The sequence below is a fragment of the Desulfosporosinus sp. HMP52 genome, from assembly GCF_000765145.1.
Lineage (GTDB): Bacteria > Bacillota > Desulfitobacteriia > Desulfitobacteriales > Desulfitobacteriaceae > Desulfosporosinus.
In genome coordinates, this window is the sequence record NZ_JMGA01000012.1 from 36,920 (window position 1) to 56,981 (window position 20,062).

The 20,062-nt window shown below is 46.4% G+C and carries 16 protein-coding genes; 14 read left to right on the forward strand and 2 right to left on the reverse strand.

The features are described 5' to 3' along the window. Position 1 precedes the first annotated feature (1 nt). From mreD to DP73_RS04530, 8 genes are all read left to right on the forward strand, one after another. Positions 2 to 508, forward strand: a complete 507-nt coding sequence (gene mreD / locus DP73_RS04495) for a rod shape-determining protein MreD (protein WP_034597804.1) — start codon at positions 2 to 4, stop codon at positions 506 to 508. A 708-nt stretch (positions 509 to 1,216) separates the two neighbouring features. Further along, positions 1,217 to 3,337: a penicillin-binding protein 2 gene (gene mrdA, locus DP73_RS04500; RefSeq protein WP_034597807.1), complete on the forward strand. Its 2,121-nt coding sequence runs from the start codon at positions 1,217 to 1,219 to the stop codon at positions 3,335 to 3,337. A 112-nt stretch (positions 3,338 to 3,449) separates the two neighbouring features. After that, positions 3,450 to 4,127 (forward strand): septum site-determining protein MinC, encoded by a 678-nt coding sequence (gene minC / locus DP73_RS04505; RefSeq protein WP_034597808.1) that lies wholly within the window; start codon positions 3,450 to 3,452, stop codon positions 4,125 to 4,127. A 37-nt stretch (positions 4,128 to 4,164) separates the two neighbouring features. After that, positions 4,165 to 4,959: a septum site-determining protein MinD gene (gene minD / locus DP73_RS04510; protein WP_034597809.1), complete on the forward strand. Its 795-nt coding sequence runs from the start codon at positions 4,165 to 4,167 to the stop codon at positions 4,957 to 4,959. 29 nt (positions 4,960 to 4,988) lie between these two features. Continuing rightward, entirely contained in the window at positions 4,989 to 5,282 is a 294-nt protein-coding gene (gene minE, locus DP73_RS04515; protein WP_034597814.1) for a cell division topological specificity factor MinE, read from the forward strand. A 187-nt stretch (positions 5,283 to 5,469) separates the two neighbouring features. Further along, positions 5,470 to 6,630, forward strand: coding sequence for a rod shape-determining protein RodA (rodA, locus tag DP73_RS04520; RefSeq protein WP_034597815.1), 1,161 nt, complete (start codon positions 5,470 to 5,472; stop codon positions 6,628 to 6,630). A gap of 335 nt (positions 6,631 to 6,965) precedes the next feature. Continuing rightward, a complete protein-coding gene (locus DP73_RS04525) occupies positions 6,966 to 7,733 on the forward strand; it encodes a peptidoglycan DD-metalloendopeptidase family protein (RefSeq protein WP_034597816.1) in 768 nt (255 codons plus the stop codon). 359 nt (positions 7,734 to 8,092) lie between these two features. Next, positions 8,093 to 8,968, forward strand: coding sequence for a M50 family metallopeptidase (locus tag DP73_RS04530; protein ID WP_034597817.1), 876 nt, complete (start codon positions 8,093 to 8,095; stop codon positions 8,966 to 8,968). A 248-nt stretch (positions 8,969 to 9,216) separates the two neighbouring features. On the opposite strand, the gene DP73_RS04535 is transcribed toward DP73_RS04530, so the two are convergent. Continuing rightward, positions 9,217 to 9,447: an AbrB/MazE/SpoVT family DNA-binding domain-containing protein gene (locus DP73_RS04535; RefSeq protein WP_034597818.1), complete on the reverse strand. Its 231-nt coding sequence runs from the start codon at positions 9,445 to 9,447 to the stop codon at positions 9,217 to 9,219. A 250-nt stretch (positions 9,448 to 9,697) separates the two neighbouring features. On the opposite strand from DP73_RS04535, the gene DP73_RS04540 reads away from it, so the two are divergent. From DP73_RS04540 to DP73_RS04555, 4 genes are all read left to right on the forward strand, one after another. Next, complete coding sequence (locus DP73_RS04540; protein WP_034597820.1) at positions 9,698 to 11,554, forward strand: TIGR03960 family B12-binding radical SAM protein; 1,857 nt, start codon at positions 9,698 to 9,700, stop codon at positions 11,552 to 11,554. Continuing rightward, entirely contained in the window at positions 11,551 to 12,255 is a 705-nt protein-coding gene (locus DP73_RS04545) for a TIGR03936 family radical SAM-associated protein (RefSeq protein ID WP_128751379.1), read from the forward strand. Before DP73_RS04540 ends, DP73_RS04545 begins: the two co-directional genes overlap by 4 nt. A 746-nt stretch (positions 12,256 to 13,001) precedes the next feature. Continuing rightward, complete coding sequence (locus tag DP73_RS04550) at positions 13,002 to 14,297, forward strand: Rne/Rng family ribonuclease (protein WP_034597822.1); 1,296 nt, start codon at positions 13,002 to 13,004, stop codon at positions 14,295 to 14,297. A gap of 511 nt (positions 14,298 to 14,808) precedes the next feature. After that, complete coding sequence (locus DP73_RS04555) at positions 14,809 to 17,415, forward strand: cell wall-binding repeat-containing protein (protein WP_034597823.1); 2,607 nt, start codon at positions 14,809 to 14,811, stop codon at positions 17,413 to 17,415. A 127-nt stretch (positions 17,416 to 17,542) separates the two neighbouring features. On the opposite strand, the gene DP73_RS04560 is transcribed toward DP73_RS04555, so the two are convergent. Then, the gene (locus DP73_RS04560) at positions 17,543 to 18,379 is read right to left on the reverse strand and encodes an SGNH/GDSL hydrolase family protein (protein WP_034597824.1); all 837 of its coding nucleotides are present in this window, start codon (positions 18,377 to 18,379) and stop codon (positions 17,543 to 17,545) included. 220 nt (positions 18,380 to 18,599) lie between these two features. Here DP73_RS04560 and DP73_RS04565 point away from each other — a divergent pair, with 220 nt between their 5' ends. Both DP73_RS04565 and DP73_RS04570 read left to right on the forward strand, forming a co-directional pair. Continuing rightward, positions 18,600 to 19,298 carry a Wzz/FepE/Etk N-terminal domain-containing protein gene (locus DP73_RS04565; RefSeq protein ID WP_034597825.1) on the forward strand — a complete coding sequence of 233 codons (699 nt, stop codon included), beginning with the start codon at positions 18,600 to 18,602 and terminating at the stop codon, positions 19,296 to 19,298. Between the two features lie 15 nt (positions 19,299 to 19,313). Next, positions 19,314 to 20,012: a CpsD/CapB family tyrosine-protein kinase gene (locus DP73_RS04570; RefSeq protein ID WP_034597827.1), complete on the forward strand. Its 699-nt coding sequence runs from the start codon at positions 19,314 to 19,316 to the stop codon at positions 20,010 to 20,012. Positions 20,013 to 20,062: the final 50 nt, after the last annotated feature.

The following is a 20,062-nucleotide window of genomic DNA, read 5'->3' on the forward strand; positions in this document are numbered from 1 at the left end:
AGTGCGTTATATTTTGATCGCGGTAATGTTCTTATTAAGCCTGATTCTACCGGGCACACTCTTTCACTTTTGGTCTTGGTCAGGGATTAAGCCGGATTTACTCATGCTTTTAACCATCTATATAGCCATGCATCATAGACTTCGCTCAGGTTTAATCTGGGGTGTGGCTGCGGGCTTGTTAGAAGACCTATATTTAGGCCGTTACATCGGAATGTATACTCTGACCCTCACAGTGGTCGCCTTTTTAAGCTATTGGCTGGCCGAACGTTGGTATAGAGAAAACTTTCCTTTGACCACCTTTATGGTGTTTATCGTCACCGCAGTGGGGCAACTCTTAGTGGCCTTTTTAAGCTTAGGTGCCGGACTCCATTGGTCTCTGGCGGACCTGGGCCGCCTGGTCATAGGAGTCTCCTTATATAACGCCCTCTTAGTCCCCTTAACTTACCCTTGGATTCATCAATCCTTTGTACGGGGCTGGCTGAGGTATCGCCCGAGATACGAACGTTAGGCGTCAGTTTTTTAGCCCAGTCGCACACTCCTACGCCGGTATGTATCTTTTGGGGATCGCGGCTTCGGCGATACTCATCCTCAGGCGGTGAGTACTCTATGGAGTATGCGCCTTCGGCGATAGTGTCCACTGGACACTACCGTCACTGGACACTATCGTGCTATTCCCTTGTCGCTAAGGCTAAAAAGCAAAACCTCCGGGCTTTCTGCATCTTCCGTTAAGGAAGTGCTTTGATATCCCCGTCCCTACGTTCCTCTTCGTCCCCCAAACCCCAGAGAGGGTCGCGATCACACGACGTGACGCCTATGCGGGAGTCGTAGCCAAACTCGGCTTTAATCCGCTTGCATCAAGCGGGGCGGGAAACAGGTCACCTCCCGCCGTCCTGCAAGAAAGATAATTCGTGCGAAGACAGTGTCTTCGGGCTCCGGTGACACTTGGCCAATCCACACTGCAGGAGTATGCTTATTGAGTTGCAGTGTGGCGATAAGCTCGATCGCTTATCGTCATGGCCGGCGGACGTTTCCCGCCGGCCATGCGGCAAGGACGCCGCTTTGGCCGGGAACCCTGCCTGCTTGCATAACGGATTAAAGCCCTAGTTTGGCACGACGACCGCATGGCAGAGCAAGTGTGACGCGACCCCTCCCCAGATAAGGACCCCAGAAAACTCCCCCCAACCTTCTCCCGAAATCGAGAAAGGAGACCAAACGAATGGATGACAAAGAACGCAAACCCTACATGTATCGTCTCTGGAGTCTAGGCGCAGTGGTTATTCTTGTTTTCTTAATTCTCGGCATTAACCTCTGGCGGCTGCAAATTGCCCAAGGTTCCTATTATACAGCTATGGCCAAAGGCAATGTTATGAAGCTGGTTAAGGTCCCTCCTACCCGGGGAGATATTGTGGATAGAAACGGAACCCTTCTGGTAACCAGTGTTCCCCAGTTCGTTCTTCACTTGGATTGGATGGATTTACAACAAGCTAAGAGCAGTAATTGGATCGATGTGGTCAGAAAATTGGCAGAGTATATTAAACCCTATTGGCCCAATGCCAATCAAAGCGTCGAGTCCATCACTGAAGATATTCTGGCTAATATTCAGAATCACCAATGGGAACGTTATCGCCCGGTTATCATCCTTGATGAGGTGGCTCCCGAACTTCAAGCCGTCATCGCGGAACACCAGGAGGAACTTCCAGGCGTAAGCGTGGATGCCATTCCTGTTCGGGATTACCCGAAAGCTACCTTACTAGGCCAGCTCTTAGGCTATGTCCGAGAAATCTCCGATCCGGAAATAACCCAATTTAATAAAAACTCCGATGCCCAAGCTGCAGGATTTGTATATGCCCAAGGAGATATGGTTGGCAAGATGGGGGTAGAAAAGTCCTATGATTTTTGGCTGCGGGGCAAGGAAGGGATACAACAGGTAGAAGTTGATAACAATGCTCGCCCTGTTTCTAAACAGATACTCCATCCAGCCGAAGCCGGAAAAACTGTGCAACTGACCATCGACGCTGATTTGCAAAAGACTGTTGATGATACCTTAGATCAAGTCATCAGTAATATTCAAAAAGAAAATCCCGCCGCTCATGCCGGGGCAGCAGTTGTCATGGATGTCAACACCGGCAAGATCTTAGCCATGACTTCTCGTCCGGGAATGAACCCTAATGAATTGATTGGCTTAATCTCTGAAGAGACAGCGGAAAAATATTGGCCCCAAGACCCCAAACATGCTTCTCAGGCAGCTTCACTAAATCGGGCTTTGACGGGTTTATATCCGCCGGGATCTACTTTTAAAATGGTAACAGCCATGGCTGCTTTGCAGATGAACCTAACCACCCCGAATGAACGTATTGATGATAAACTTTCCTCCTTAGGGGGTTTGGGTGCTCAACAACAAGGGATCGCCGAATGGGGCGGGAATTACTTTGGTCAGGTGAACTTGTACCGTGCCTTGGCTAAATCCTCAAATATTTATTTTGAAATCATGGGTCGACGGGTTTTTGACGAAAACCCGGAAACTATCGGTCGAATCGCTCGGGAATTTGGCTTAGGTATCGAAAGCGGCATTGATTTGCCGGGAGAAGCCAAAGGAATTTCCCCTTCAGCGGAATGGAAGAAAAGCTATTTTACAAATATTCATGAGAATGCGGCTAAATCTCGGGATGAATCCCTGGCTAAAATTGACAGTGAGTATGCTCCCCGACTGGAGCAGGCTGTTGACGAGACAACCCGTAAGCAAATTCAGAAAGAAAAAGACGCTAAAATCCATGAGGTTAATGAGTTATACAAACTAAGAACTGCCGAATCTGTCGATTGGCGGCCCTATGACAGTTACAACAACTCCATCGGGCAGGGATATAGTGCCTATACTCCTTTGCAGTTGGCTAATTATATGGCTACTATGGTCAATGGAGGTAAACATTACCAGCCCTTTGTGGTTGAGAAACTCTTGGATCCCCTCACTGGTGAGACTGTTAAACAGTTTGAACCAAAAGTTATTAATAATGTCTCCGTATCTCCAGAAGTTTTAGAGCAGGTCAAGCTGGGAATGCGTGAAGTAACCCAAGGAGAAGGAACGGCTAACTGGCTTTTTGCAGATGTGCCGGAATACACTGGGGGCGCAAAAACAGGAACCGCTCAGATCGGATCCAAAAATACAATATCAGGTGAAATCTACAACGGGGTCTTTGTGGCCTTTGCTCCCTATGACCATCCCCAGGTCGCCTTTGCCGGAGTGGTTGAATTTGGAGGACATGGAGGAGAAACTGCAGGTTTGGTCGCCAAGGCGGCTTTTATGAAGTATTTTGGTTGGAAGAGCACGAATGGAGGCTGAAAAACGAGGAAATTTATCCTCGTTTTTTTCTTTTCGATAAAGGGAAATTGGACAGGCTTGTAGAATTTAAAGAGAGCAATTAATTATGACAAGCAATGGAGGATTGTGCACGTTGACACGGACAGATCATGTGGCACTTAAAGGAACCCGCGACGGCTTGGTCTTGTACCTGGATCCGGCTGCGGACTTTGAATTGCTGATCGAAGAACTTAGTAGTCTTATGAAGAACTCAGATCAATTCCTCCAAGGTGCAACCCTCCGATGTTACGCCGGGAAAAGAGAGTTCTCAGAGGAGGAAATCGCTGGTTTAGCCGCCGCTTTGAAGCAATCTGGGTTAGAACTTGCAGGCTGGCTGACCGAGGATGAAGTCTACCTCCCTAAGCCTAGGCCCTCGGTATCTGCGGAACGAGAGGCACGTCTGGAAGAAGGAATGGTTGAAGGACATTGTCTCTTTGTAGAACGCTCAATGCGCTCGGGAAAGAGTGTGCAGTATGAGGGGCATGTTGTAGTGATGGGTGATGTTAACCCAGGAGCGGAAATAATTGCGACTGGTAATATTGTCGTTCTGGGCTCTCTTAAAGGAGTTGCTCATGCCGGAGCGACAGGAAATCGAGAGGCCACGGTAAGCGCCTATCATCTGGCCCCTACTCAATTGCGAATCGCGGATTTGGTCACCAGAGCTCCGGATGATGGAACAGAAATCCGAGGGCCGGAGATTGCCAAGATCAAGGATGACCAATTAGTGGTAGAAGCAGCCGGACTGAGTGGTTGGCGCAGCAAGGCCCGTTAATAAAAGAATAAGTCTATAGTGAAAGGCAGGTCTAACTATGGGTGAGGTAATCGTAGTAACTTCTGGAAAAGGGGGCGTAGGCAAGACGACAACATCGGCTAATATTGGCACCGGTTTAGCGAATAATGGCCATAAAGTCGTTCTTGTTGATACAGATATAGGTTTGCGTAACCTTGATGTGGTGCTGGGCTTAGAGAATAGAATTGTTTACGATCTGGTGGATGTGACAAGTGGAAATTGCCGTTTGAAACAAGCACTTATCAAAGATAAGCGTTTTACAAATCTCTTTTTGCTGCCGGCTGCCCAAACAAAAGACAAAACAGCCGTCAATCCTGAGCAAATGAGAACCCTCTGCCAGGAGCTTAAAGCAGAATTTGATTATGCAATTATAGATTGTCCCGCAGGAATCGAGCAAGGATTCCGTAACGCCATAGCCGGCGCAGACCGAGCAGTTGTCGTTTGCACACCTGAAGTCAGTGCAGTCCGGGACGCGGACCGGATTATTGGCTTACTGGAAGCGTCGGAACTAAGAAATCCAAAATTAATCATTAACCGTCTTCGCCCGGCTATGGTGAAACGCGGTGACATGATGGATATTTCAGATATTTTAGATATTCTAGCTATCGAGCTTATCGGGGTGGTTCCTGAAGATGAGAGCATCGTAGTTTCCACGAACCGTGGTGAACCCGCAGTCATGGATCTGGGCTCTCAAGCAGGAGAAGCTTACCGACGGATTACAAAGAGAATCCAAGGGGAAGAGGTTCCTCTGATGAACCTCGAAGTACCTAAAGGACTCATGGATAGATTAAAGAAACTTATTGGCTTAAGTTGACCGTTCTGTACTGAGAGGAGGAATTGTCCTTGTTAGAATTTATCAGCCGGATGCTAGGCAGGGAAAGTGCCTCGAGCAAGTCGGTGGCAAAAGAACGACTACGGCTTGTCTTAGTGCACGACCGCGCCAGCATTTCGCCTGCCATGCTCAACAAATTAAGAGAAGATCTTGTTAAAGTGATCTCTAACTACATGGAGATTGACGAAGCTGCCCTGGAATTTAATCTCTGTCAAGACGATCGTGAAGTAGCTTTAGTTGCTAACATTCCTGTCGTAAAAATGAAGCGAGATTATTCTGCTAAGGGTCAAGAACTAAATAGTTAAATCGGATACCAAAAGATACCCTCACTTTGAAAAAAGCGGGGGTATCTTTTGTCTGCCTCATCGTCACATGATTAATTTACCTAATCTCATCACCGCCGGCGAAAAGGCTTTGGGACCCCCAAAATAGTGTGATATAATGATTAAAGCAATTGTGTCGAAAAATAACCTGCCTAAGGGGATTTATTACGTGGATAGACGTTCGTTAAGAAATCTAGACTTGTTATTCTTGCTTTTTACCTTTTTACTATTAGCAGCTAGTCTCATTATTTTGAGTACGGCTTCAATTAATGTCATGAAATCCAATCCTTTTCACTATGTGGAAACCCAAGCCGTCTGGATATTGACAGGTATCGTGATAGCAGTGGTTCTCGCAGTAATTGACTATACCAAATGGCAGCATTTTCGTTGGTGGATTTATGGCTTTAATTTACTGCTGCTTTTAGCGGTCATCTTTTTTGGAGATACAGCTAAAGGTGCTACCCGCTGGATTTATTTCACCCCCTCCATCGGAATTCAACCCTCGGAGTTTGCCAAAATCTTTATGATCCTTACTCTCGCAGACTTTCTTGTCAAACGCAAAGGAAGACTGAATGATGTCAAGGACTTTATTATGCCTTTCTTGTTTATTCTGGTGCCTATGCTTTTGATCTTTAAACAGCCGGATTTAGGGACAACCCTAGTGTTTGTGGCAATCTTTATTGGCATGATGTTCGTGGCAGGGGCTAACCCTTATAAATTTGGAGGATTATTACTTGGCGGGGCGGTCATAGTAGGGATAGCCCTTTGGCTTCACTTTTCCCAAGACTTACCCGGATGGCTCCAATGGGCCCAGGGAATGCCCCTGCCCCTGCAGGATTACCAGCTGAATCGTCTGATTATCTTCATGGATCCGGCAGCTGATCAGACAGGGGATGGATGGCATATTCTGCAATCCCTTTGGGCCATAGGATCAGGGGGCTTATGGGGAAAAGGCTATCGGGCAGGTACTCAAGGACAGTTGAATTTTTTGCCTGAGCACCACACAGACTTTGTTTTTTCCGTAGTAGGAGAAGAGTTTGGTTTCATCGGAACCATCACCTTACTGTTCCTCTTTCTCATCTTCCTTTTGCGCGGTGTTTATATAGCCTTAAGGGCCAGGGATATGTATGGAATGCTGATTTCAACAGGAATCGTCTCCATGTTCACCTTTCATATCTTGGTCAATGTGGGGATGACTTCCGGAATTATGCCGGTCACAGGAATCCCTCTACCCCTAATCAGCGCCGGAGGAAGTGCTATGTGGTCGAATATGGCGGCCATTGGTCTGTTACTAAGTGTTAATTTAAGGCACCGCAGGCTAATGTTTTAGCGAGAGGGCTTCCTTACTCGTGTACTGGCATTACATTAATAAACCCATCATAGAATAGAACTGCTAAGCGGTTCTATTTTTTTTGCCTGTTTCATAGATTAATAAAGGATGTACGAGCTGTAATCGTGGTTCGATATTCGTAGTTCGTAGTTCGAAAACTTGAAGCGAACATAGTTCGCTCAGTATTTAAAAGGTCGATGCTGGGGTCAAACCCAGCTATGATATCTCGAGGATAAGGATAACTCATATAAAATTATATTTCTTTGATTGAAGAAACAAATCCACAGTTCGAACCACGTACCACGAATATCGAATATCGATAAGGGGGTTGACGGATGAATCCTTTTGAACGTTGGGATGATTGGGAATGGGAACGGGCAATTCAAGAAGTCGGTAAAGAGCAGGGAAGAGGCAAATCCATTCCGCGTAATAATCAATATACTCGGCATCGCAGTAATGGAAAGAAAGGCTTGGGTAACTTCTTTAACCATTGGAATAGCACCCAGAAGCGAACTCTTTTATCCGCCCTGCTGTTCTTGATGGTTTTCTTCAGCGCTAACAGTTCAGATCAAGTCTCCCGAATAGTCCATTCCATTTATCGGGGGGGTATGGATTCAGGCAATTATTACACAGCACTTAATAATATGGCAAAGGAAGCCTTATCTCTGGGAGGGGTTTCTGGTGAAAGCGTTGCTGTCGATCTGAAGATGAAAGGAAAGTTCTTGCCGCCTATTTCCGGCCCGGTCATGGCCGGTTTTGGAGATAAGGCCAGTGACGGATCAGTCCACCAAGGTCTGGATGTGGGAAGTGCCTTAGGAATTCCGGTAGTTACTCCTGCCGCCGGGGTTGTTACCATAGTGGGGGAAGATCCCCAGTTAGGCAAATTGGTTAAAATCGATTTTGGCGACGGATGGACGACAGTTCTCGGCAATCTGGGCGAAATCCAGGTTCAAAAAGGCCAGCGCCTGGAGAAGGGTCAGGTGGTAGGAGCTGTAGGACTTTCTGCACCACTTAAGAAGCCCTGGCTTCACTTTGAATTGCGGAAGAATAATCAACCCCTTAATCCGATCCCTTACCTGATACCACCTGAGGCAAAGAATTAGTAGCGGAGCACATTTTTAGCTGTGTTAAACCCGTGCGAAGACAGTGTCTTCGTTGCACGCGTCTGCGAGTTCCGCCGCTAGCTCGTTGGACAGTTCGCGAGCGCGTCCGAACCTCCGGGTACTTCTGGCCGCATGCTATGCCATCCTTGGCGCATGCGGCACTAGGAACATCGTGTTCCGTCGCATGTGAACATGCGGCGCGCTACGGGGACGCGAACCGTCGGCACTCGTCTAAACGCGGCTTCACTGACGCATCCGCTTAGCAGAAAGTGCTCCTTCAGCTGGGGGTGTAAACAGAATTTGGGGGACTCAGGTCAGGCTTTGCAGAATCTGTAAGTTCGAAGGGGGAGAGCCAATAAATGCAGCTATTTAAGATATCCGGAGTGAGCGTCCGAATCCACCCCACATTTTTGGTAGTATTAGTGCTATATGGAGTCCTGGGTTTATTAGCCCAGGCTCTTCTCATCTTTGCCCTGGTCGTAGGGCATGAATTGGCTCATCTCTTGGTTGCTAAGGCCTATGGCTTTAAAGTTGAAGGGCTTGAGTTATTTCCCTTTGGAGGAGCCGCTTATTGTGATGGACTGTTTGAAGGGCGGAAGGTGGAAGAAAGTCTGATGGCTCTGGCCGGTCCGGCTTTCAACCTGGTTCTCCTCTTTGGGGCTCAGGCCTTACGCTGGAACGGGCTATGGTGGGGGGAGCTCTCCGAAGAGTTTATCCGTTATAATCTCTGGCTGGCAGCATTTAACTTAATTCCTGTATTGCCTTTAGATGGGGGACGGGTGATTAGGGCACTATTCGTGGAAAGCTTCGGGTACGTACGTACCACAAAGTTTTTGGCCGAGGCGGGCAGATGGTTAGGGGTTTCTTTTGCACTCTATGGAATTGTGTTAGGGGTTCAGGGGAAATTTTCAGAGGGGCCCCTTTCTCTCCTAATATTGGGAGGCTTCTTTTGGTTTGCCGGGAGTAAGGAAATCTCCTCAGCTCATATTACCTTTCTCAGACAATTAACTCGCAAGAAAGAGGAATTATTGAAAAGGGGCCTAATGCGCAGTCACTGGCTTACAGTGCAGAGGGATACACCCTTGGTGAGAATCGTCGAAGAATTTACCCCTGATCGTTATGCCATGGTCAACCTTAGCAACGAAAAGGCGGGAGTGGAGAAAATTCTTACGGAAACAGATATTGTCGAAGGGATGCTGCGAGAAGGTATACATTATCCGGTAGGGAAGCTTTGAAAAAAACAATCAACTATTAATCATTCGGACATCGACTGGAATTAAACTTAAAGTAGTGGTGTGCTTTTGATTTGTCACCAACTCTGCCCCCACTTTCTAACAAAGAACGTGGGGCCTTTTATTAGACATTGTTCCCGAGTTGTTTGAACTTCATCAATTAGCGTTAGAATATTAGGGGCTTTACTTACAACTTACTTTATGATTGCTTCCAGTTTATACTTCATCACCACGTTCCGGCGCGTATTGATTCACCATTTTTCTCCTCTCACCGGCTCACCCCAATCAATTTCTTCCGGCTCATATTCATCATCAGGAATTTGGGCGAGTAACTCTTTTAAATCGTATTTTTTTGGGGTGACTATGATCTTTTCTCCATCAAGTTCCACATCATTTGGAGTCCCATCGCTAATTTCTATTGAATTAGCCATTGAAGCCGGAATCCGTATACCGATGCTGTTTCCCAATTTTCGGGCCTTCATAGTTCCACCCTCTTTCTCTTGACGGTATATACAAGGTATATACAATATTAGGGAGTTTATCAAGTAAAATTAGATAGCATAGTAAAAGCCTTCTAATATCAACTAGTAGTTGTGATCGGCCAAGAGCATGGAATTTAAAAAACTAATTGATCCACATCGATTCCTTAATACCTTGGATTTTTAGGGAATTACGGTTATATATGATATAATTTAAGTTCACAATATACTACAAGGAGGCCTCACTGACACCATGAGTAATAATACTGCGGCGGATATACGCCGGCAGGTCGAACGCTTTTTACCTAAAGTATTAAAGCCTAGCCGATATATCGGATCAGAATGGAATGTCATGAAAAAAGATTGGTCGAAGACTGATGTTCAGATGGTTTTTGCCTTTCCGGATGTTTATGAGGTGGGTATGTCCCATTTGGGAACCAGAATCCTCTACCATCTGGTTAATTCCTTCCCGGAGTTTCTGTGCGAAAGAGTTTTTACCCCTTGGGTGGATATGGAGAAGGAACTGAGAGACAGAGAAATTCCTCTTTATGCCTTGGAATCCTTTAAGCCTGTCAAAGAGTTTGATGTGGTAGGATTCACCCTCCAGTACGAAATGAGCTTCACTAACATTCTTAATATGCTGGATCTGGCAGGAATCCCCATGAGAATAGAGGATCGGGGACCGGAAGATCCTTGGGTCATTGCCGGAGGCCCCTGCGCCTATAATCCTGAACCCCTCGTCGGATTCATTGACTTCTTTTTGATTGGAGAAAGTGAAGAACAACTGCCTGAAGTTCTGCGCTTAGTGGGTGAGCAGAAGAAAAACCCCGTTTCCCGCAAAGAGTTTTTAAAGAAAGTTGCTCAAGTCCAAGGGGTCTATGTTCCGGAATTTTACCATATAACCTATAAAGAAGATGGTCGCATTGAAAAGATCGAGGCCGAAGAAGGATTCCCGGCACTTGTGGAAAAGGCCATTGTACCGGATTTAGATCAGGCTTATTATCCGACCAATCCAGTGGTCCCCTATCTGGAAATTGTTCACGACCGAATGATGCTGGAGGTTATGCGGGGCTGCTCCAGAGGCTGCCGGTTCTGCCAAGCAGGTATGATCTATAGACCTGTGCGGGAACGTTCACCAGAGACTCTGCTCAGGCAGACTGAGGAGTTAGTTCGGGCCACCGGCTACGATCAGATCGCTCTCACCTCACTTTCCACCGGGGATTACTCCTGTATTCAGCCTGTCATTCACGGCATTTTAGAAAAACACGGAGAAGAGGGTGTAGGGGTGTCTCTCCCTTCACTCAGAGTTGATTCCTTTGATGTAGATCTGGCTGAAACTGTCCAGAAAGCCCGGAAATCTGGGATGACCTTTGCTCCGGAAGCAGGTTCACAACGCTTGCGGGATGTCATCAATAAAGGCGTCGAGGAGCAAAACCTCTTGGAAGCAGCAGAAGCCGCCTTTAAAAAAGGCTGGTCGACGATTAAGCTCTACTTTATGGTGGGATTGCCGACAGAAACTCAGGAAGACATCGATGGAATTGTGGATCTGGCCAAAAAAGTCGCCAATCTGGGAACCAAGCTGGGGCGAAGAAATATCACAGTGACGATCTCCACCAGCGTCTTTGTTCCCAAGAGTCATACTCCTTTTCAGTGGGAACCCCAGGAAGCAGGTTCTTCTGTAGAACTAAAGCAGAGATACCTGAGAGAAAAGCTGAGAGATCGACGCTTGAAATATAACTATCACGATATGAGCACCAGTTATCTGGAAGCTGTCTTTGCCAAAGGAGACCGCAAGTTAGCCCAACTCCTGGAATGGGCGGTGAAACATGGCTGTCGATTCGATGGTTGGTCTGACCAATTTAAAGAGGACGTCTGGATGGAGGGCTTTAAAGAGTTAGGAATTGACCCCCATTTTTACGCCAATCGAGCGATAGATTATGATGACGTCTTACCCTGGGAGCATATAGGGAGCGGCGTATCAAAACAGTTTTTAATTGAAGAACACCACCGGGCACTCCAAGAAGCTAAGACCATTGATTGCCGGCATAATGATTGTACGGGATGCGGAGTTTGTCCGAGCAGAGGAGTTCAGATTGAGTTGAAAGGGTGAGCGCCATGCGGCTAAGAATCGCCTATACGAAAATTGAGGATGCCAGATATATTGCCCACTTAGATTTGACAAGAGTCTTTGAGCGGGCCATCCGACGATCTGGAATCCATATGAGTTATTCCGAAGGTTTTAATCCTCGTCCCAAGATCTCCTTTGGTTTTGCCTTAGCGGTAGGGACTGAAGGGGAGCGGGAGTATGTGGATGTAGAGCTTCGCCAAGACATGGATTTAGGGGAAGTGTTAGCTCGGGTTCAGGAGCAATTACCTCCCGGTATACGACTCCTCCAAGGGCGGGCCATGGACCCGGGAGCTAAGTCCTTAATGGCTGTGCTGAATGCTGCCAGTTATCGCATACGAGTTCCTATGGCGTTGCCTATTCAAGAGGAACGCTTGCAGGAAGCGGTGGGTGCTTGGCTGGGACGGGAGCATGTGACTTATTCTCGGTACTCGAAAAAAGGGCCGACGGATAAGGATATTCGTCCTTGGGTTAAACATTTGGAAGGAAAGATTCAAGGGGATGAGGTTCTCTTTGATCTGGAAGTCGAGATGGGGAACTCGGGAAGTGTGCGGCCGGAGGAAGTGCTGGCCAGTCTGAGGGAACTTGAGAATCTGCCCATTGAGTTGGATGAGCTGCAGGTTATCCGGACAGGGGTGCATGTGAGCTACGAGGGCGGGAAGAGCTCGCCGATCGAGATGGCTTAGTAGGCTTTGAAGGCCCTGGCTTCTGGGAGGGAGTGTCGCGACACCTTGTTCGGCCATGCGTTCGTCGTGCCAAACTAGGGCTTTAAATCCTGATGCATGCGGGCAGGGTTCCCGGCCAAAGCGGCGTCCCTGCCGCATGGCCGGCGGGAAACGTCCGCCGGCCATGGATGGCCAAGTGTCACCGGAGCCAAGGACGGCGGGAGGTGACCTGTTTCCCGCCCTGCTTTATGAAAGCGGATTTAAAGCCAAGTTTGGCTACGACTCTCGCATAGGCCTCTCGTCGGTGTTCGTGACCCTCCCTCTGAGGTCTCTTGGGTAGTGTGCGGGCAGGGCTCCGAAAGGGAGTTGCGCCGCTGGCTAGGAGACCGGATGGGAGTAGGATACGGTCTCGGGCCGCTTAGTGGGACATGCTTCGTGCATGGCACCATCTGAATCGGTGCCGCAGGATAAAGCGGCGTAAGAGGGTACTTATAAGGAATACATAATTCGTGACCCGGCCTAGAACGCAGCTTTACAAAAGCGATCCTCTTTGACGGAGTGGCTAGCCAAACTTGGCGAAAGGGGTGCTTGCATAAGCGGGGCAGTGTACAGGACGTACACTGCCGGCCATGCGGCAAGGACGCCGCTTTGGCCGAAACACATGTGTTTCGCCCCGCCTCTTCCATAAACCCCTTGAGCCCTAGTTTGGCCCACGACGTCATGAGGTGAGCGTTGTAATGCAAGTTCAACGAGGAGGTGTTAACATAATGAAAAACCGAGCTGCGGAGCCCCGCCGGAAGGAAATCGTTCTTCAGAGCCAAAGTGCCGGATCCGGCTCAAATCAATTGCAAAAGATTAGAGCTGCCGTCTTTGAGCAGGGTGACTTGATGGAAGTGTTTGAGGATGAGGGCGGTTCGACCCACATGGTCGGGAATATTTATCGGGGGAGAGTTGAGAATGTTCTCCCCGGTATGCAGGCCGCTTTTGTGGATATTGGCTTAGATAAGAATGCTTTTCTGTATGTGGGAGATGCTATACCTCCTCGCTTTGATGAGGAGGAAAAGGCACCGATTATTCAGGAGCGGATTGAGAATGTTCTTAAACCTCGCCAGGAGCTGTTAGTCCAGGTTACCAAGGAACCGGTGGGGACTAAAGGTGCCAGGATTAGTGTTAACATCTCCTTGCCGGGGAGATATGTGGTGCTATTGCCTCAGGTCAGTTATATTGGGGTGTCTCGGAAGATCTCGGATAATAATGAACGTACTCGCTTAAAAGACTTGGCTGCGGCGGCCAAGCCGGTTGGTATGGGGGTGATTGTCCGGACTTTGGCGGAAGGGATCGATGGTGACGAGATTGAGGAGGACATTACTCAACTGGTTGCTTATTGGCAAGCTTTATTGCCAAAGATCCCCCATGTTTCAGTGCCGGGGCTGGTGCACAAAGATGTTGACCTGATTTCTCGTCTGATCCGGGACTGGATTGATCAGGATGTTGAGAAAATCACTGTTGATCAGGATGAAGTGGGGCAAATTTTGCGCAAAGCTTTAGGTGAGATTGAGCATCCCGCTGCTAAGCAGGTTTTTGTGGTTCCGGGAAAAGACCTCTTTGCTAACTATGGTGTGGATGACGAGATTCGCAAAGCTCTGCGGTCTAAGGTTTGGCTGAAGAGTGGAGGGTATCTGGTTATTCAGCAGACAGAGGCCTTGATTGTCATTGATGTCAACACGGGAAAATATGTAGGTCAGCGATCCTTAGAAGAAACCGTGGTTCATACGAACCTGGAGGCTGCTTGGGAAATTGCCCGTCAGCTGAGGCTAAGGAATTTAGGTGGGATTATTATTATCGACTTTATCGATATGACCACAGAAGAGGCTCAGAAACGGGTGATTGAGGCTCTGGAAACTGCTTGTGCTCGGGATAAAACAAAATCTCAGGTTTTAGGGCTGACTCAACTTGGGCTGGTGGAAATGACGCGTAAAAAAGTTGGACAGACTTTGGTAGTACGTTATACTTCCCCATGCCCCAACTGTGATGGGAGCGGTAGAGTGCGAGGAGAGTTATAGCAATATTTATTTAAAATTTACCAAATTTTATCTTGATTATTGTCGTATTCTGTAATAAGGTATCTTTGTGAGTCGTTTTACAGAAGGAGGCAGTCAGCAGATGGGCTTACCTTGGCATAAGCTTAGTCGCAAGAAGCAAAATTTGTATATCATACTTATGGCTGTAGCACTAGCGGGGATTATTACCGGAATAGTCTTTCTGATCAATATGAGCTAGACAATAATCCAATTTGTAAATTTAATAGTAACAACGGGGAAAGAACGATTACGTAAAATTGTTCTTTCTTTTTTTGTTTTAACAAAAATATTAGATAAAAGACAAAAATATAGAAATATCTAGATATTCCTTGCAGGATTATCCATGGAAATAGCGAAGTAAATGGGATAACTTTTTACAGGTGAGGGACATTTTACCTTAATTGGTTGATTATCATTATATATGAACGGTTCCGCACCACCCATATATCGTCGTCGTAAAAGTGTTAGAAGAATAAGAGGAGGTAAATTTTTAATGAGAAAAACCAAACAAAAAGTGCTAAATAGCTGCATGGCAGTGGCTGTTGCTTTGTCCGCAACCATAGCACCTGCTATTGCAAATGCTGCAATGCCCAGTGCTATGACTAGAATAGGCGGGTATGACCAATATGCAACCGCCGCCTTGATGGCCCAGAAGGGATGGACAGGAACCAGTGATAGTGTCGTTCTCTCAGCCGGGATGAGCTATTCCTTGGTTGATGCTCTTGCTGCAGGGCCTTTGGCAGCTAAATTGAAGGCGCCCATCTTGTTGACAGACAACGGACAAACTTTAAATCCTTCAGCAAAGGCTGAGTTACTCCGTTTGAAACCTAAAAAGGTCTATATCACCAGCGGTACAGCGGTGATCAAACAATCCGTACTTAATGAAATCAGTGCCCTGGGCATCACCCCGGTTCAGCTCGGTGGGTATGATCAATATGAAACCTCAGTGAACATAGCTAAGGAAATGGCTAAACAAGGAGTCAACGTCTCGAAGGTTGTAGTTGCTGCCGGTTGGCTAACTCCGGCGGATGCCTTATCCGTTGCCCCTATTGCTGCCGCTCAGGAAATGCCAATTTTGACCACCACCCAGGGCCAGCTTCCCGCCTCGGTTAAAACCTATCTGGACAGCCTTAATGTTAAGGAATCCTATGTAGTGGGCGGAACCGCTGTAGTGTCAGACACAGTCAAAGGGCAATTGAAAGGTAACGTAAAGCGATATTCCGGTATTTCCAAGTATGATACCAATGTACAAATCCTCAAAGGCTTTACCAAGTCCTACAAAAACAACAAGGTTTATGTGGCTAATGGGGAAACCTTAGTGGATGCCTTAGCCGTTGTGCCCCTGGCTGCATCAACGGGATCCCCGGTTGTCCTGGTTAATCAGCAACCTGACAATGCTACTAAGGAATTTGTGAAGTTGAACTTGTCCACAGATGATATGGTGGCTGTAGGGGGAGAGGCTGTAGTACCTACTACAGGAATGAATGCTCTGACTTCCGCTGTTTCATACTCTACGGATAAAGAAGCCGTCGGTTCAAAAGATGCTGCTGCACCTGTAGAATTAACGGATAACGTTAGACTCATAGGAGATAACATCACTTTACAAAATGCCAAGGCCAATTACAGCGTTTATGTGAAGGGAGATAATATTACCCTCAAGAACCTCACCGTCAAAGGAACAGTCTTCGTGGATCCGGGTGATAAAGGAACCGCAACGATTGACGGCGTAACTGCTGCCAACATTGTTGTCCTTTCCGGAGCGTCAGACAGTATTCATATCAAGAATACTACCGCCGGAGTTCTTACCGTTGACAGCGACAGTGATGTGCGTGTTGAGGCCTCAGGAACTACAAACATTGGGGATACAGTGGTTCGCAGCTTCGCCATCCTTGATGCTAATGGCGCTAAGATGGGGGTAGTAACGATAACAAGTACCCCGGGACAAGATCCTGTTGTTGAGCTAAGAGGAACTTTCACTGAGCCTGTAGTAGTAGAGAGTCAGGTTACCTTAAAGGCTGCAAAAGATGCGGTTGTTCCATCGGTTGTTGTTAACACAGAAACCACAGAACAAAAGGTTACTTTAGAAGGAAGCTTTAAAGCGGTAGAAGTACAATCCCAAGGGAAACTGGCCTTAGCAGAAAAAACCGTTGTTGAATCTATGAAAACTGAAGTCAAAACTGAGATTACTATTCCAAAGGGTTCGAGCATTGGCAACTTAAACTCCGGTTCAACAGGGACAGTGGTTAGCGGCGGTGGGCAGGTTAATGGTAAGGATACGACGAACACTCCTAGTGCACCTCCCGGAACACCATCTACCGGTGGAAATACGGGTGGAAGTTCGGGGGGAAACCCGGGTGGAACAACTGATGCTATAAAAATTACTAGTTTTTCAATAGTTAATGGAGCTGACACAATTGCAAGTAGCAATGTTAATGATACAGACGTAACAGTTAGTCTAACCACAATAGATGATAGTGTGATGATCGGGGGCATTAATGTTTCAGCTAGTCCATCGGGTAGTACACTAGTGCTAACCCGTCTTGAGTCCCTAGTGACTGGTAAAGTAACCTTTTCGGATAAAGAATTCTCATTAAACAATACGATTACTATTTCAGACCTTATTGACGGTGATGGGAATATTAGCCTAAAAACTATGAGAAAGTTATTTGGACCTTCTGTAACATTTTATGGAAAACTAAAATCTGGATATAATACAAGCGACGTCAGCCTAACACTGACATTAAGTTCCTCGACTACTATTCCTACAGATAATGAATGGGCTGATATAGAAATCAACTATAATTTAAAATTGATTACGGCCGACATCAAAAGTGGAAATACTAAATTAAGTACAATGGGAGTTCATAATTTTCTCCTATCAACAGCGGGTACTCTTCCAACATGGGTAAGGGCCACCAGAAGCTCAGATTGGAAAAATCCATTAACTGTGCAGGGAAGAGAAGATATCAAGGGGCAAATTGTACAACTCATAGGTGGAGGTACTACTTGGTCAGATGCAACTCTAGGTCAGCTTTCCGATAAGTCAATCTACTTTAAGGACCAAGCTGGTAATCCGTGGGAGATAAGCTTTGTATCATAATTTTAGAGTCAGTGCACTTTCAATTAACGTTAAAGATGAGTAACGGCAAAATGATTGCATAATAATTCGGTAAGTTAAAGGGCTGTAACAAAAATTGAGATTGTTACAGCCCTGATTATGCAATTATTTAATTTAAAACCCCCTCAAACCCTTTCATCACCTGATCGGCAAAAATCCTATATCCCTTATCATTGGGATTAACCCCATCCGCCAATAACTCCCCCAGAGGAGCCGGATCTTGGATAAAGGCTGACCATAGGTCAATAACCGGAAGCTGGTGCTTTTTCCCCAGCTCAATCAGAACTTGCCGATAGGGGAAAGACTTATTGTTGTTCTCAATGTTTTTTACAGGCGGTTCAATGACTAAGAAGATGTCCGCTCTGGGATTTAGGGCTTTAAGTTCGCCAAGCAGTTGCTCGCACTTTTGCCTAAAATCGTTCGTAGTAAGCACAGTCCAATCATTTCTGCCTAAGCACAAAATAATCAGATCAGTATCAGGAGTCACTTCCTGAACATAAGTCAGTACATCATTGACTGTGGCCTGATCCATCGTTTTAAAGACCCACTGAAAACTTCCCGGGTATTTAGCTTTAAGCTCTTTGGCAACTAAAGCATGCCAGCCCAGGTCATCCTTATTGGAAGCGCCTTGACTTGCAGCCACAGTATCTCCCCAGACGAGGGCTTTGACGTTGGTTAGCTCAGTAAGTTGAGCTAACCCTTGTTGGGTGACAATGGTTTCCTCGACAACCGGATCGGGAGCAGACTTCTCAGAGGCAGAGTCTGAGGGTGCTGCTGAGATTGGCGCAGTATCTGCTTTGTCAGCTGCCGTCACCGGAGGAGGCTGTTTAAAGTCAATGGCAGGCTTTTCTCCGTGATTCAAGGCCCAGAATAAGCCGATGATGAAGGATGCTATGATCAGGGCAGCTAAGATGATATATAATTCCAATTTAGCAATACGTAACATTGAAACCATTTCCCCCTAAAATCTACTGGCTCTTTTCCTATAGACTTAACAAGCTTCGACATTCAACTAGGGATTTTCCTTCCTGCAAAAGCAAATTTATAAATTTATTTCCAAAATTATTAAAGGATTTCCAAGGATTTTTATTTAGTTGAAGGAAAAATGGAAATTATCTAGAATAGTATAATGTCAATTAGTTAACTGTTCTGATTTGGAGGTACGAATGGAAGAAGAAATAGAATTACGGCAGTATTGGGAAATGCTCCAGAAACGTTGGATCATTGTTGTGGTTCTGCCACTTATCGCAGCTCTCACTAGCGGGATCATTAGTTATTTTGTCATAAAGCCTGTGTATCAAGCTTCCACTACCTTAATCGTAGGAAAGAAAGCTTCCGAAGAAGGACAAGCTGCTGTACAAATGCTGGATAATAGTGTCCTCCTAGCAAATCAGCAACTGGCTAAAACCTATGCGGCCATCGCTCAGAGTCGTACCGTTGAACAAAGTGTTATAGAAGACTTAGACTTGCCGATGACCGTCGGCGAACTTGATAAACTAATTACCATTACCCCAGTAAAGACCACGGAAATCCTGGAAATTAAAGTGACGAATAACAACCCCGAATTGGCCACAGCCATCGCTAATTCAATGGCTTCAGAGTTTTCTAAATCAGTCATTGCAATCAAGAAAGTGGATAGTGTGAGCATCGTAGATACCGCAGTAATCCCGGATAAGCCAGTCAAACCGAATAAAATGTTAAACATCTTAATAGCTTTTGTAGTCGGCTTAATGGCCTCAGTAGGTCTGGTCTTTATGGTGGAGTACTTAGACAATACGATAAAAACCTCCAACGATGTTGAGAATGTTTTAGGGATCCCTGTACTAGGTGTTATTCCAAATTATGAAGCAGGAAAACAAGGGTAAGAGGAGAAGGTTTATTTGGCATTTTCACTAATAACCCACGAACAAACAAAATCGCCCATCTCAGAAGCCTACCGGACGCTCCGGACGAACGTACAGTTTACCGGTGTGGACACTAAGACTAAAAAAATCATGATCACAAGTTCAGGCCCTCGGGAAGGGAAATCCACCACAGTTGCTAACCTGGCAGTAAGTATAGCCCAGTCAGGCAAAACTGTTCTGGTGATAGACGCAGATTTGCGCAATCCTACCCAGCACAAATTATTTGAATTAGGGAATTTCGAGGGTCTTTCAACCTTTCTGGTACAAGATGAGCAGAATAAAGACTTTATTAAGGAAACTGAAGTGCCCGGTGTCAAAGTTCTCACCGGAGGCCCCATTCCCCCGAATCCTGCTGAGCTAGTGGGCTCACAGCGGATGAAGCGTCTGATCGAGGAAGTCAGTGAACAATTTGATATGGTGCTCATCGATACCCCACCCATCATTGCCGTGACCGATGCCGCTGTTCTGGCTCAGGAAGTCGATGGAGTCATCTTGGTACTGGCTTCCGGTGAAGTGAACAAGGAATATGCCCAGCGGGCCAAGGATCAATTAGATAAAGTAGGGGCTAAGATTCTTGGAGCAGTAATCAATAAAGCAGACATGAAAACCAGCGAATACTATTACTACTATTACTATCATGGATCTGACGATCATAAGAAAAAGAAAAGGTCATAACAATCGCTAGAATAGACATTCATTGCGAGGAACATGCAACATAGAAATTA

Bases quoted from the DNA above. Each gene is read 5' to 3' on its own strand.
- DP73_RS04550 (WP_034597822.1), top strand. From the start codon at position 13,002: ATGAAAAACCGAGCTGCGGAGCCCCGCCGGAAGGAAATCGTTCTTCAG.
- DP73_RS04535 (WP_034597818.1), bottom strand. From the start codon at position 9,447: ATGAAGGCCCGAAAATTGGGAAACAGCATCGGTATACGGATTCCGGCT.
- DP73_RS04530 (WP_034597817.1), top strand. From the start codon at position 8,093: ATGCAGCTATTTAAGATATCCGGAGTGAGCGTCCGAATCCACCCCACA.
- mrdA (WP_034597807.1), top strand. From the start codon at position 1,217: ATGGATGACAAAGAACGCAAACCCTACATGTATCGTCTCTGGAGTCTA.
- DP73_RS04560 (WP_034597824.1), bottom strand. From the start codon at position 18,379: ATGTTACGTATTGCTAAATTGGAATTATATATCATCTTAGCTGCCCTG.
- minD (WP_034597809.1), top strand. From the start codon at position 4,165: ATGGGTGAGGTAATCGTAGTAACTTCTGGAAAAGGGGGCGTAGGCAAG.
- DP73_RS04555 (WP_034597823.1), top strand. From the start codon at position 14,809: ATGAGAAAAACCAAACAAAAAGTGCTAAATAGCTGCATGGCAGTGGCT.
- DP73_RS04525 (WP_034597816.1), top strand. From the start codon at position 6,966: ATGAATCCTTTTGAACGTTGGGATGATTGGGAATGGGAACGGGCAATT.
- DP73_RS04540 (WP_034597820.1), top strand. From the start codon at position 9,698: ATGAGTAATAATACTGCGGCGGATATACGCCGGCAGGTCGAACGCTTT.
- DP73_RS04565 (WP_034597825.1), top strand. From the start codon at position 18,600: ATGGAAGAAGAAATAGAATTACGGCAGTATTGGGAAATGCTCCAGAAA.